This is a genomic window from Paenibacillus antri, from assembly GCF_005765165.1.
Lineage (GTDB): Bacteria > Bacillota > Bacilli > Paenibacillales > YIM-B00363 > Paenibacillus_AE > Paenibacillus_AE antri.
On sequence record NZ_VCIW01000008.1, the window covers coordinates 117,879 to 131,679 of the forward strand.

Here is a 13,801-nt window from a genome sequence, read left to right on the forward strand (position 1 = left end):
TGTCCGCTTTTATGAAAACGTTGGAGTCGAGTGTATTATCCATGCCATCTGCGATTGCTAGTTTAATATGGTTTACTTGACCGCTATTCACCGGAACGGACACGGACATAACGACGGTCAATCCGTCCATTTGAATGTCCAACAACTCGCTTTCCGTAAGTTCGTCCAAGTCATTGTTAATAAAGTATTCTTCATTAACTGGATCGGACTGGTCATTACCACCGTTAACGGTATTAATAGATACCGCCGTGTCCGTCCCAGGGATTAATGCCCTATTCATATCGTTCACGAAGAAAGCAAATACATCGTTATAATCCGAATTCGCATATTCGTTATACTCTTCTGAAGAAAAAACGTATTGGAAGGAAATGTTATCCCCGTTTGGAATAAAGTCGAATTCCAAGATCGCTGCGTCGTATGTTTCCCTGCTCGCAAGATCTGTTAACTCCTGATCCCCATTCGTACCGTGTGACACGGATATACCCGGATCATCATTCGGACCTGCAACATTCACCGCATTGCCAGTGCTTAAAATGATCCCGCTCGCGAAGCCAACGGAATCCGCCCCTCCTACGAACGTACCGAATGCGGCCTCTTTGCCGATTAACGTAACATTCGAATACGTAATACCGCTCCCCACGATAGTTTCTACCAATTGCTCCGCATCCTCAGCGTTAGCCAGTGGAGTTACCGAAATTCCTCCGGCCGCTTCCGCGGATGGAGCAACAGGGAAGAACGAAACGAATAACGAAAAAATGATCAAGCCGACCAAACTTGTCCTTTTCTTTCTCCTAATACTACTGAAATCCATCATTCAACCTCCAGCTCATAGAATTACTAGTTCATTAGTCGCACGACCTTCGTTGCAAATAATCCCATATATCACCAATGATATATTCTGAAAAAGAGTAAAGCACGTTCATTTGACGCGCGCCAATTGTCGATTTTTGACACAAAATAGAAAAAAATGTATGACTTTTATACTTGCCTTTTTAAACGAGGTCTGTTTCCATTTCTGCGATCGGAATGACCGATTCACCTGACAACAGAAAAAATCCCGGAACCCTCTTAGTAGAAGGTTCCGGGATGCTTACCCGCGCCCGCGGCGCTCGATCAGATTAATGCCGACGCCCATGCACGCGACGCCGATCAGCAGCAAATACGACACCGGCCGCAGCAGCTCCGACCACGTGTATCCGTGGTAAGCGACGCCCTTGAGCGCCTCCATCCCGTACGTGACCGGGATGACCTTGGCCAAGGCGAGCAGCGCCGGGTTGGTCACGATCTCGATCGGCCAATACGCGCCGCCGATCATCGCCGAGCTCACCGCGACGATCGGGATGAGCACCGCCATCTGCTGCGGCGTCTGCACCAAGCCCGCGAGCAGCAGGCCGAGCGCCACGACCGCGAACGTGTAGACGCCGATCAAGAGAAGCAGCGTGGCGAAGCTGTCACCGACCGGGAAGCCGAAGACGTAGCGGAACAAGACGAACACGATGGCGATCTGCGCGTACCCGGCGATGAAGCTGTTGACGAGATGACCGATGTACATCGACGTCTTGGACACCGGCGACAGGATGACGCGGTCCCAGACGCCGCTTTTCTTCTCCTCGAGCAGCGCGTTGACCGAGTAAGCCACCGTGAAAATCGAGAAGAACAAGGCGAATCCGAACAGCGCTTGCACCCTCGCGTCGTACTTGAAATCTTCTTCCGTCGCCACCTCCGACGACGCGACGCGCAGCGCCGGGGCGGCCAAGCGCTCCTCGAGCTCGCCGCGAATCGACGCGCCGCCCGACGACGCCTCCGCCGCGCGAATCGTCAGCTCCTCCTCGTACACCGTCCGAACGTAATGAGCTAGCGCCTGGAGGTTAGCGCTGTCGTCGACGGCCGCCACGATCCGATAATCGTCCGGCAGCAGCCGCAGAGCGAATTCGGCCTTCCCTTCGGTGACGCGCTCCTTCGCTTCCGCCTCAGGCGTGAGCGCGAACTCGAACGTCTCCGACCGGTTCAGCCGCTCGAGCCAAGCTTCGGCGTCGTCGGCCGACAGCGCCGGATCATGGAACGCATACACGGGCACGCTGGTAACCGCGTTCGCCCCCATCGCCACCGTAAACAGAACGGTCATGACGATCATTAACAGCATCGTGGCGGGGTTTCGCTTCATCTGTTGAAGCTGCACCTTCAATATGGCAAACATCGCTCAGCCGTCCCTCCTCTTCGGAAACATCCATACGGCGGCCGCCGCGAAGACGACGGCCATCCCGAGCAGCCGGTATACGTCATCCATCCAGCGGGCGGAATCGGCTCCTTGCAGCATCTGCAGGTACGAGGACAGCGCGGCGCCGTTCGGCGTCCATCCGCCGAGCGCGTTCAGCCAATCCGACATCTGCGCGGTCGGGAAGAAGCTGCCGCCGAGGAAGGCCAACAAGGACACCATCATGCCGGAAAATAAATCCGTCGCCGTCCCCGTCTGCAGCCGGTAATTCATCGCCGTCAGCAGCGCGGCCAGCCCGCCGACGCAGACGGCCGCCGCCGCGCTGATCAAGGCGAGACCCGCCCAGAACCGCGGCGGCTGCCCCGCGAACGATTGGAAAATGAGACTCGACAGCAGGAAGAGCACCGCCAGTTGCAGGAAGGCTAGCATCGCGCCCGACGCGATCTTCCCGCCGAGGAAGCGAAGCGGATGCGCGCCGGCGATGATCATCCGGTCGAACGTGTACTGCCGCTTCTCCAGGAAGGCGCGGCCGGCCGTCGACGAAGCGACGTACAGCACGAACATGACGGCCATCCCGATCGTGTAATATTGCAGTGAATTCACAGTCTTATACCGAGACACGGACTCGACGCCGCCCGCGGCCGTCGCGGCCGCCGGAGCGTCCGTCGCGTCGGGAGCGGCGCCGGACGTCTGTCCCAACGCCGTCTGGAAATTCACCGAGCGGACGAACCCGTCCACGATGTCCCGGATGACGCCCGCCCGCAGCGGCGACGACTCGGACGCTTCCAGCTCCAGCGTCGCCCCATCTCCGCGCTCGAGCAGCATCTTCCTTAGCGTATCGTACGTGAAGTTCGGCGGGATGCGCACGATCGCGTTCGCCTCGTCCCGTTCCAGCGCCGTCCGAGCGGCTTCCAGCTCCATCTCGGATACGGCCAGCAGCTCGGACAACGCTTCGCTCTCAAGCATGTCCCGCAGCAGCCGCTGCGGCCGCACCTCTTCGGAGGCGGCGAGCAGCGCGGTCTTGGCGTCTTCCGGGAGCGGCGCGGACCGAACCTCCTCCTGGAAACGCGCCAAACCTTCCGCTTCGTCTTCCTCGTCGACGACGACGACGCCCATATCCAAGGTCGGCGCCGTCGCGTTAATCATGTCGCCGAGCGCGAAGCCCAGTATGGCGATCAGCACGAACGGCATCAGGATCAGAATCGCGAGTTCCTTCCGGTCGCGAAGGATCAACAGCACGTCTTTCTTTAGAAACGGTGTCAATCGTCCTCCCCCCTAATCTCTCAATTTACGTCCGGTCAGATGCAAGAACACGTCTTCGAGGCTCGGCTTCTGCACGTTCAAGTTCACGATCTGCGCGCCGTGCTTCTCCGCCGCCTGGAACAGGCGGCCCAGCAGCTTGCTTTGCTTCGGCACGATCAGCTTCAGCCCTTGGTCCGCCTCCGCGACCTGCCGAATGCCTTCGGCGCTCCGCAGCTCCTCCGCCAGCGCGGGGCACGGCTCCTCCAGTTGCAGGAAGATGGTGTCCTCCGAAGACAAGATGCTCTTCAGCTCGTCTTTGCGTCCGGAAGCGATCACCTTGCCGTGGTCCATAATGTACACGCGGTCGCACAGCTGCTCCACTTCTTCCATGTAATGGCTCGTGTAGAGCACCGTCATCCGCTTCTCCCGATTGAGCAGCCGCACCGTCTCCAAGATGTAATTCCGCGACTGCGGGTCGATGCCGACCGTCGGTTCGTCCATGATAACGATCTTCGGCTGATGCAAGAGAGCGGCGGCGATGTTAATCCGGCGCTTCATCCCGCCCGAATACGTCTTGATGCGCTCCTTCTTGCGCTCGCTGAGGCCCACCAGCTCCAGCGATTCTTCTACGGCGAGGTCGAGCGCCTTGCCTCGCAACCCGTAGATTCGTCCGAAAAACTGCAAATTTTCGAGCGCGCTCAGTTCCTCGTATAGGGCGATCTCCTGCGGCACGACGCCGAGGACGCCTCGAATGTGCTTCGGATCTTGGACCACGCTCCGCCCGTCCAGCTTCACGTCTCCCGACGTCGGGCGCAGCAAGGTGGAGATCATCGAGATCGTCGTCGATTTTCCGGCCCCGTTCGGACCGAGCAGACCGACCGACTCGCCCGCGTCGAGATATAGATTGACATTGTCTACCGCGACATTGGTTTTATAAGTTTTGCGCAGATCGACCGTTTCCAGCATCGTTACGTTCCTCCTAAGCGGCTATTGACTTCAATATACATAGAAAAAGACAGTGCTCCCACTGCCTTCGGTCATTCGTTATCGGCGCGACCATGACTTCGGTCACTTTATATCAAATCATGCCGGATGGCGTAAATCGCCAGCTGCGTGCGATCCCGCAGCTCCAGCTTATCCAGAACGAGGCTGATATGGTTTTTCACCGTGCCCACGGACAGAGCCAGCTCTTCGGCGATCTCCTTATTGCTTCGGCCTTCTCCGACCCTTCGAATGATGTCGAGCTCCCTCGGCGTCAAAGACGGATCGACCGGCTTCGTCTCCGTCTTCCCCAACAGGCGGGGCATGACCTTGGCCGCCACATGCTCCTCCAGCGACAAGCCGCCCGACAAGCAGCTTCGGATCGATCGGATGAGCGCCGCCGGATCGGCGTCCTTCAACATGTACCCGCTCGCCCCGATCTTGAGCGCTTCGAGCGCGTATTCGTCGTCGTTGAACGTCGTGAGCATCATCACCTTGCGGTCCGGCCAACGGGATACGATATGCCGGGCCGCCTCCAAGCCGTCCATCTCCGGCATCCGAATGTCCAGCACGACGAGGTCGAACGCTTGGCGTTCGCATTGCGCGACCGCCTCTCGGCCGTTCGACGCCTCGCCGGTGACCCGAAGCTCGGGATCGGTTTCGATCATCATTTTCAAGCCGTGGCGCACTAACGTCTGGTCTTCCGCGATCAAAATCCGAATCATCGGCCTCGCTCCTCCCCTTGCTCCAGCTTGAACGTGCCTCGCACCAGGAATTGTCCGCCCGCGCGAACGAGCGTAAGCTCGCCCCCGGCCTTCTCGATCCGCTCCCGCATCGCGGTCAGTCCGAATCCTTCGCGAACCGGCTGCTCCGGCCCGCCGTCCGCGTCGTTCGACACCTCGAACCGGAAGACGCGGCCGCCCGGCGATTCGAGCAGAATGCCGACCTTGCGCGACGCGCCGTGACGCATCGCGTTCGTCATCGCCTCCTGAATCGCGCGGTAGACGGCGATGGACGGCTCGTTCCCGAGCGGAACGGAGAGCGCGCCGTGCCGAACCGTAAATTCGACCTGCAGATAACTCTCCGCCTCCAGGTTGCGGATCAGGCGCAGCAACGCCGGAAGGCCGCCTTGCTCCTGCTCCTGCAGCGTCTTGACGGCGCGGCGCGTTTCCTCGAGGCTGTCCTGCGCGAGCCGCTTCATCTGTTCCGCGGCGGCGAGATGCTCGCCGGCCGCGTTCAGGCGGAACATCTCGATCTGCATGAGCAGCGAGGTGAGCTTATGCCCGACCGAATCGTGGATCTGCCGGGCGACGTTCGTCCGCTCCTCCGCGCGCGCCGCGTCTTCGCCGCTCTTCGCTTGCCGCTTGAGCTTGCGGTACTCGCTCAGCAGCGCCTCGAACCGGGCGCCGCCCTCCACGTTCGCCGACCGCTCGCGGCGGTACAGCGTCAGCGCGGCCGCGGCCGCAGCCGCGAACAACAACGCGAAGGCGGCGGGGAGCGCCCGCGCCGAATCGGCGGCGTCGAGCCAAGCCGACGCCGTCGCCCCCGCGGCGGCGAGCGCGCCGAACGCCGCCGCGAAACGGCCGGGAAGCCGGTACACGGCTTCCCCGGCCAAGTACGCCGCGAGGAGCAGCGCGTAGAGAGCCCCCGCGGCGCCGATGCCGGGCAGCGCGGCGACAGAGGCCAGCAGCGCGCCCGTGAGCAGCGCGAACAACGCCGCCGGCCGGCGAAAGACGAGCGGCGACGCGAAATAACACGCGAAAAACAGCGCGCAGCCCAGCGCGCCTCGAGGCGCCGCTTCCGCCCCGCCTTGCAGCAGCGCCGCCGCCCACACGGCGCCCAACCATGCCAACCAAGCCCAATACGAGCGCATGAGCTCCGTTCACCTACTTTATGGTTCGATATCTATTCTATTCTCTCCGCTCCTTCGCTTCTCCTGTTTCTTCCCACCCTTGACTTAAGTCAATGTAAGGTCGGCGGTCTCCGTCTACAATGAATGCATGATGAACCTGGGGGGAATACGAATGAATTCGGATCTGCGGGCTTCCGCGCTCGTCGCAGGGATGTCGCTGCTGGGGATGGCGATCGCGGCCGGCTTCTCGTACGGCTACGTCCATGGAAACCTAGTAATTCCGGGGGATGCCGGAGCGACTTACGAAAATATCGCATCGTCGGCTCCGCTGTTCGCCGCCGCGCTCTTCGGTTGGCTCGTCGTCTTGATGCTCGACGTCGTTGTCGCTTGGGCGTTCTATGTGTTTCTGAAGCCGATTCGGCCCCGTCTCGCCTTGTTGGGAGCTTGGCTTCGTCTCGCGTATGCCGCGATTCTAGGCGTCGCGATCGCGTGCCTGTTCGTGTCGTCGCTCCTCGCGAGCGGCGCCGTCGATACGTCGTCCTTCCCGCCGGAACAGCTTCACGCGCTGACGAATTTGTTCCTGGAAGCTTTCGATTCGATCTGGTCGATGGGATTGATCGTGTTCGGCGCGCATCTGTGGGTGACGGGCTGGGTCTCTTCCCGATCGAACCGCATTCCGAAGCTGTGGAGCATCCTGCTGCTGATCGCCGCCGTCGGTTATGCAGTCATTCACATCGGAAACGCGTTCCTTCCTTCGTCCGATCGAATCGTGGCCGCGCTGGAGACCGTATTTATGGTCCCGATGGTCGCGGGCGAGCTCGGCTTCGGCTTGTGGCTGTTGTTCAAGGGAGGGAAGCTATCGTCCGCCCCGGCGCAGGCGCCGCCTACGGGTGGACCCGTCGCTTGATCCGGCTCAACGATTCGGGGGTCACGCCCAAGTAGCTCGCCAATTGATGTTGGGGAACGCGGTCGATCAAGTTCGGCCGCTTCCGCAGCAGCGACATGTAGCGCTCTTCGGGGCTGGAAGCGACGAAGGCGGCGAATTCCTCTTGCATATGGCCGAAGCTTTGTTCGATCATGCGGCGCGTCATCCCTTCCAGCTGGGCGTGTTTATCGTACATGTCCTGTTCGATGTCCAGCGCGCCGACGACCGCCGCGGTGTCTTCCAGACACGCATACGTATACTCGGATGCGGGGTCCCCCCGATGGCGGTGGAACATCGCGATCGCTTGCTCTTCGGTATAGAACTCGGAAGTGAGCTCTCTTCCGTCTTCGTCCACGGTATACTGCCGGACGCAACCCTTCAATACGAAATAACAACGGTCGGGAACGTCCCCTTGTTTCAGAAGGATCGTTCCCTTCTTGTATTCCTCGACCCGAAGATCGTCTAAGATCGCTTGCTGCGCCGCTTCGTCGAGACTCGTGTAGCGGGTCAAATACGTTTTCAAGATTTCCTTCATTCGCTCGGTCCCCTCGTCGCGTCTTCGATCAGCCGAAGCAGCTGCGCTTTCTCTTCCTCCGGGATCCCTTCCGTCAATCGGGCGGCCGCCACCGGGAGCGTCCATTCCTCGATGCGGCGAAGCGTCAACCCGGATAACTCGAGGTACCGTTCCAGATAAGCTTCGCTCCATTCGTTCCTCGCCCGCCGAAGCGCTTCTTTCGCGTCGGGCGGTAAATCTTCGGGCGGCGTTCCGTATCGAAATAAGAGCAGCGTTCGCGCGACGTCCCCCGCCGCATCTCCGATCGCACCCGTCATCCAATCGATGACCCAGGCCCGCTCGCCGGAGATGACATTGTCCGGGTGATAATCACCATGGCAGACCGCGTTCCCGTCCGGCAGCCGCTCCGTATGGCGCAGAAGCTTCGTCTTTATATCGCTCGAGAGCTGCGTCGCGTTGCGGATGTTTCGGGCGAGCTCCGCCTTCAGGACCCGCAGCGACGGATGCCTTCCGGCATCGACTTGACATCGGTGAATGCATACATGCAGATCCGCGAACTCCCTTGCGAACCGGTTCCGTTCGCCGGGATGACGAAGCATCTGCTGGAGCAGCGTCGAGCCTTCCGCCCGTTCGAATACGATGCCGTGCCGCCCTTCGGTATCGACCATGTCGAGAGCTCTCGGCGCGGGGATGCCTAGGTCGGCGACGATCCGGCTCATCTCATGCTCGTATTCGACGGAATCTCTAGGAAAGCCGGTAAGATACAGCTTCACGACCTTGTCCGCTCCATGCTCGAAAACTTCCGCGGTTCTTCCCGCGCCAAGTGCGCTCATCCCTCATCCCCCTGTCGTCCGGATTTATAATACTTCCAGCTTCACCGATCCGGTTTGACCTGGATACGATGTCAGCATCAGTCCAGCGAACCATGCCCTTACCCTTAGTCCGACTTCCAAACGCGTTGTGTCTCCATTATAGTTCACGACGGCATCGTCCGTCAGCGAAATCCAAACCGCTTCGGGATGATTCGGGTCCCCGACCGTCAAATCCGGGTTTTCAATAAGAATCCGATTCGTTCGCTCGTCGATTTCCGTAATAACCCCTTCGATATCGGCTTCCTCGGGGATTACGAACTGATGCAGCTTCAACGGAAACGCCGTCCCTGCGACTCGGAAGATCGAGCCCTGAATCTCGTTCAGTTCTTCCGGACTTATCTGCGCTTCATGTTCGCCGTATTTCCGGAATACGATCTCAGCCTGCCCGTCGACGCTCCATCCGGAGAGAGGAACGAAACCATATTCGTCTTGCAGTTGTTCCCTATGATCGATGATTCGTTCCATCATGTAGTTAAAGTCTTCATCCTCGACGTATACGAGCGATGTCTCCACGTTTGCGCTTCGACGCTCCTCGTCCCACGTCACTCCCGCTCCGAAACCGGCGGACAAAGCCCTAAGAGAGGAATATAATGTCCCGTCGAGGATTTTCACTTGATTTTGTAAGCTGACCTCCGCGTCTCCTTCCACGATCAAAACCTCGGCGTCGGGCAATACTCTGATGCTTCGATTGAGTTTCTTCCCGACGACCTCTCTGGCTTCATGATCCCATTCTACGGTTGCGCCTATGGACTCAAGAAGCTTTCTGACGGGCGCCAGCATTACTCCGTCCACTAGAAGGGGCGGCGGCGAAAACAGGATCATCTCTCCGTCGACCGTTACCGCCGGCGGATCGTCTTGCGCCGCGGCGGTCGGGCTCGTTAAGGCCATTAAGAAAACTAGCAGCAGTGCCGATTTGCGTCCCATAATGAAAACCTCCTCGACCGGTTTAAAGTATCCTTATATACGCCCCCAGACATGGAAAGTTTCCCCATACGCCAACGCGGTCGGCGGCAGAAAAAAAAGGCGCGCATCCGCGCACCCTTTTCGGTGAACCCTTTAACGGTCGATGCCTCTGCCCCTCAGCAGGAGCAGCATCGCGACGGACTGAAGCAGCCCGATGATCAAACCGTACATCATATGTCTTTGCTGCCCGGTGGCGGGCGTCCAGCCCGGCGGCAGGACGGCGTCCGCGACGTACAGCCCGACGGCGAAGCCGACGCAAGCGGCCGCCGTCCCTGTCGCCAACCAAAGCCAGACGCTGCCCTCTTTGTTTTGCGCCAACCAGAACAGGAAGCTTACCAGCAAGCCGCAAAACAGCCCCACCCAAACGAAATGCACAGACAACGGCCTCGCATCCCCTACCGCATGCGTAAGCGCGAAGCCGGCGACGGCGGCCAGCATCCACCGGCCCCCGAAACGATGCCCGCTCACCCGGAGCGCGATCCATTGCGCGCCGCCGATCAAGACGCCGCCGATCGCCCCTTGGAACACCCCGCCTACGGCACCCTCGAGCATCCATTCCGTTACTTCGTTCGTCCCTGTAGGGAAATGCGTCAGGAATCCCGCCGCGATATAACCTGCGATACTCAATAACAACCATACATAAACGTTGATCTTCCGCGTCGCCAACCTCGGATCGCCCCCCTCCCCAGCATTGTATACGCGCCGGCGAAGGGAGGGAAGTTACGGCGGTCATATGACTTGCCTGACTCGTCTATTCGACCAGTCGATACACGCGCGCCTCGTATGGGCGGAGCGACAGCTTCCGCAGCGATTCCGCCCGGTCGACGTCTCCGTTCGTCAGCAGCAGCTCGCCGTGGCTGTAACGGATCGACTCCGGCAGCGAGAACGTCGTCTCGACCGGAAACAGATTCGCGATGACGATCAACTTCTCGTCCCCGAGCGTGCGCGTGTACGCGTAGATGAACTCGTGCTCCGGCAGGATCAAATCGTATGTGCCGTACACGGCCACCGCATGCGCCTTCCGCAGCTCGATCAGCTTCTTATAATAATGATAGATCGAATGAGGATCCTCTATCGCGTCCTGTACGTTAATCTCTTCGTAATTCGGATTGACCTTCAGCCAAGGCTTGCCGGACGTAAAGCCCGCGTTCGCCGCATCGCTCCACTGCATCGGCGTGCGGGAGTTGTCGCGCCCGTTCTTCCAGATGACCCGCATGATCTCTTCGTGCGTCTTCCCGTTCTCCCGCTCGAGCCGGTACAAGTTCTTGATCGCGACGTCGTTGTAGTCTTCGATCGAATCGAACCGCACGTTCGTCATGCCGATCTCCTGCCCCTGATAGATGAACGGCGTGCCCTGCATCAGGAAGTACATCGTCGCGAGCGCCTTGGCGGACGCCGCCCAATATTCGTCGTCGTTGCCCCAGGTGGAGACGGAACGAGGCTGGTCGTGATTTTCGAGAAACAACGCGTTCCAGCCCATGCCTTCCAGCCCCTTCTGCCAATGGGTGAGCGTCTTCTTCAGCGCCGGCAGGTCGAGCCCGCCCTCCGCGCTCTTGCCCCAGAGGCCGAGATGCTCGAATTGGAAAATCATATCGAACGCCCCTTTGCTCTCGCCGACCCACAGCTCCGCGTCGTCGACGGTCACCCCGTTCGCCTCGCCGACGGTGACGATGTCGTATTTCGCGAACGTCTCCCGCTTCAGCTCGCCCAAGTATTCGTGAATGCCTTCCCGATTCATATGCCCTTCGTACGAAGGCACGTACGGCAGCTTCTTCGGGTTCGGCAGGTCCGGGAAGCCCGGCACCTTCTTAATATGCGAGATCGCGTCGACGCGGAAGCCGTCGATGCCCTTGTCGAGCCACCAGTTCACCATCGCGTACAGGTCGCGGCGCACGGCTTCGTTTTCCCAATTCAGGTCCGGTTGTTTCTTCGAGAAAATGTGCATGAAATACTGCCCCGTCCCAGCGTCGTACTCCCACGCCGAGCCCCCGAAGATGCTCTCCCAATTGTTCGGCTCGGCGCCGTCCTTCGGATCGGCCCATATATAATAATCGCGCTTCGGATTGTCCTTGCTCGATCGCGACTCGATGAACCAAGGATGCTCGTCGGACGTATGGTTGATGACCAGGTCCAAGATGAGCTTCATCCCCCGCGCGTGCACTTCGGCGAGCAGCGCGTCGAAATCTTCCATCGTGCCGAATTCGGCCATAATGTCCTGATAATCCGAAATGTCGTATCCGTTATCGTCGTTAGGCGAAGCGAACACCGGGCAAATCCAGATGATGTCGATGCCGAGACCTGACACATAATCGAGCTTCGAGACGATGCCGCGAAGGTCGCCGATGCCGTCGCCGTCGCTGTCCATAAAGCTTCTCGGGTAAATTTGATAGGCTACCGCTTCTTTCCACCATATCCGTTTCATCCGTCTATTCCTCTCTTTGTCGTGGCTGCTTACTTGATGGCTCCTTGCATGACGCCTTTGATAATGAAGCGCTGGCCGAACAGGTACGCGATCAATATCGGCAGGATCGTCAGCAAGATCGCCGGAATCAACAATTCCCAATTATTCATATAGGTTCCGTTAAATACCTTCATCTTAATCGGCATCGTGTACACTTCTTCCTTCACGAGCACGAGCGACGGCAGCAGGTAATCGTTCCAAATCCATAGGACGTTCAAAATGGCGATCGTGACGGACGTCGGCATGAGCATCGGCAGCACGATCTTGAAGAAGCTCTGCCTCGGGGTGCAGCCGTCGATGAACGACGCCTCCTCTAGCTCCAACGGGATCGACTTCACGAAGCCGTGGTAGATGAACACGGAGAGCGCGCTGCCGAAGCCGATATACAAGGCGATCAAGAGCGGGATCGGCGCGGTGTCGATCAGGTGCAGCTTCGCGCCGTAAATATATACGAGCGGAATCATGATCGATTGGAACGGAATGATCATCGAAGCGACCATGAGCGCGAAGAAGCCGTTCGCGAAGCGCGAAGGGTTGCGGACGAGGTAGTGCGCCGTCATCGCCGAGAACAGCAAGATGAAGAAGACGCTGACCGACGTAATGACGAACGTGTTCTTGAACGTGACCAGGAAGTTCATCTTCGCGACGACGTCTGCGAAGCGGCCGAGATCGACCGACTGCGGCAGGGCGAACGGGCTTTCCAAAATTTCGCCGTTCGACTTGAACGAGTTCACGATCAAGAGAAAGAACGGGAACGTGAACAAGACGAACGCCGCGAGCAGCGGCAGGAGCGTCAGCGAGGCGGAGGACATTTTCCGAACGGGCATCTAGGCTTGCACCTCCCACTTCTTGCTGAAATACACCTGCAGGCCGGTGACGACGGCGACGATGACGAACAGCAGTATCGCTTCCGACTGCCCGAGGCCGTAATTCGTCTCGACGAACGCCTTCTGTACGACGTGCATCGACACCATCTTCGTGCTGCCGTACGGGCCGCCTTCGGTGAGCGAGTAGTTCAGGTCGTACACCATGAACGCGTCCTTCAGCGTCAGGAACACCGTAACGACGAAAGCGGGCACCATGAGCGGCAGCGTAATTCTCGTCAGCCGGCGCCACGGCCCGGCCCCGTCGATCGTGGACGCCTCGATGACGTCGCGCGGCACCGCGATGAGGCCCGCGATGAAGATGATCATCATATAGCCGGCCGACTTCCAGATCGTGACGATGACGAGCGCCCAGAACGCCAGCGCTTCGTCGCCCAGCCAGCCGAGCCGGAGCGCCTCGATGCCGAGCTTCTCGCCGACGGACGGCAGCGACTGTACGAAGATGAACTGCCAGATGTAGCCGAGCATCAGGCCGCCGATCAGGTTCGGGGTGAAAAAGGCGGTCCGGAAAAAGTTCTGGCCCCGCATGCCGGACGTCACGAGGAACGCCAGCGCGAAGCCGATCGCGTTGACGAACGCGATCGTTCCGCCCACGTATTTGAGCGTCAGCCACATCGAATCCCAGAACTGCTTATCCTGGAACGCCTTCGCATAGTTGGCGAACCCGGCGAACTCGACCGGACTGACCGGCGACGTAATGCTCGTTAACGTCAGATAGAAGCCGTACGCGAACGGGATCAGAATCGCCGTCGCGAAGAACAGCGCGGTCGGTCCCATGAAGAACGCTTGGTTGGCGAGACGGTGGATTCTACTCTTCCCTGTCATAAGGTTCCTCCTGCATATCTAGAAAATAAGGAAAGATCAAACGGGCAAGGTCGCGGCCTCGCCCGTT

Annotated in this window: 13 protein-coding genes and 1 pseudogene; 1 reads left to right on the forward strand and 13 read right to left on the reverse strand. The window is 59.3% G+C overall.

What is annotated here, in order from left to right; all coding sequences use genetic code 11:
• Window positions 1–4: 4 nt before the first annotated feature.
• The 6 genes and pseudogenes from FE782_RS33295 to FE782_RS14045 all read right to left on the reverse strand — a co-directional run.
• Window positions 5–814, reverse strand: a pseudogene (locus FE782_RS33295) (choice-of-anchor L domain-containing protein); the annotation flags it as partial.
• 276 nt (window positions 815–1,090) lie between these two features.
• Entirely contained in the window at window positions 1,091–2,197 is a 1,107-nt protein-coding gene (locus tag FE782_RS14025; RefSeq protein WP_138194826.1) for an ABC transporter permease, read from the reverse strand.
• A 3-nt stretch (window positions 2,198–2,200) separates the two neighbouring features.
• Window positions 2,201–3,478, reverse strand: a complete 1,278-nt coding sequence (locus FE782_RS14030) for an ABC transporter permease (protein WP_138194827.1) — start codon at window positions 3,476–3,478, stop codon at window positions 2,201–2,203.
• 12 nt (window positions 3,479–3,490) lie between these two features.
• A complete protein-coding gene (locus tag FE782_RS14035; protein ID WP_138194829.1) occupies window positions 3,491–4,423 on the reverse strand; it encodes an ABC transporter ATP-binding protein in 933 nt (310 codons plus the stop codon).
• Window positions 4,424–4,530: 107 nt separating this feature from the next.
• On the reverse strand, window positions 4,531–5,163 hold the full coding sequence (locus FE782_RS14040) for a response regulator (protein ID WP_138194831.1): 633 nt from the start codon (window positions 5,161–5,163) through the stop codon (window positions 4,531–4,533).
• Complete coding sequence (locus FE782_RS14045; RefSeq protein ID WP_138194833.1) at window positions 5,160–6,311, reverse strand: sensor histidine kinase; 1,152 nt, start codon at window positions 6,309–6,311, stop codon at window positions 5,160–5,162. Before FE782_RS14045 ends, FE782_RS14040 begins: the two co-directional genes overlap by 4 nt.
• Before the next feature lie 151 nt (window positions 6,312–6,462).
• Between FE782_RS14045 and FE782_RS14050 the strand changes: the two genes are divergently transcribed.
• Window positions 6,463–7,197 carry a DUF4386 domain-containing protein gene (locus FE782_RS14050; protein ID WP_138194835.1) on the forward strand — a complete coding sequence of 245 codons (735 nt, stop codon included), beginning with the start codon at window positions 6,463–6,465 and terminating at the stop codon, window positions 7,195–7,197.
• Here FE782_RS14050 and FE782_RS14055 read toward each other — a convergent pair.
• The 7 genes from FE782_RS14055 to FE782_RS14085 form a co-directional block, all read right to left on the reverse strand.
• Entirely contained in the window at window positions 7,175–7,750 is a 576-nt protein-coding gene (locus FE782_RS14055) for a Crp/Fnr family transcriptional regulator (RefSeq protein WP_138194837.1), read from the reverse strand. The two genes, FE782_RS14050 and FE782_RS14055, sit on opposite strands and share 23 nt — an antisense overlap.
• On the reverse strand, window positions 7,747–8,562 hold the full coding sequence (locus FE782_RS14060; protein ID WP_138194839.1) for a phosphotransferase family protein: 816 nt from the start codon (window positions 8,560–8,562) through the stop codon (window positions 7,747–7,749). Before FE782_RS14060 ends, FE782_RS14055 begins: the two co-directional genes overlap by 4 nt.
• A 24-nt stretch (window positions 8,563–8,586) precedes the next feature.
• Entirely contained in the window at window positions 8,587–9,525 is a 939-nt protein-coding gene (locus FE782_RS14065) for a stalk domain-containing protein (RefSeq protein ID WP_138194841.1), read from the reverse strand.
• A 132-nt stretch (window positions 9,526–9,657) separates the two neighbouring features.
• Window positions 9,658–10,230: a hypothetical protein gene (locus FE782_RS14070; RefSeq protein WP_138194843.1), complete on the reverse strand. Its 573-nt coding sequence runs from the start codon at window positions 10,228–10,230 to the stop codon at window positions 9,658–9,660.
• A gap of 85 nt (window positions 10,231–10,315) precedes the next feature.
• Window positions 10,316–11,986 carry a glycoside hydrolase family 13 protein gene (locus tag FE782_RS14075; protein WP_138194845.1) on the reverse strand — a complete coding sequence of 557 codons (1,671 nt, stop codon included), beginning with the start codon at window positions 11,984–11,986 and terminating at the stop codon, window positions 10,316–10,318.
• 29 nt (window positions 11,987–12,015) lie between these two features.
• Window positions 12,016–12,852: a carbohydrate ABC transporter permease gene (locus tag FE782_RS14080; RefSeq protein ID WP_138194847.1), complete on the reverse strand. Its 837-nt coding sequence runs from the start codon at window positions 12,850–12,852 to the stop codon at window positions 12,016–12,018.
• Entirely contained in the window at window positions 12,853–13,734 is an 882-nt protein-coding gene (locus tag FE782_RS14085; RefSeq protein WP_138194849.1) for a carbohydrate ABC transporter permease, read from the reverse strand.
• Window positions 13,735–13,801 lie beyond the last annotated feature (67 nt).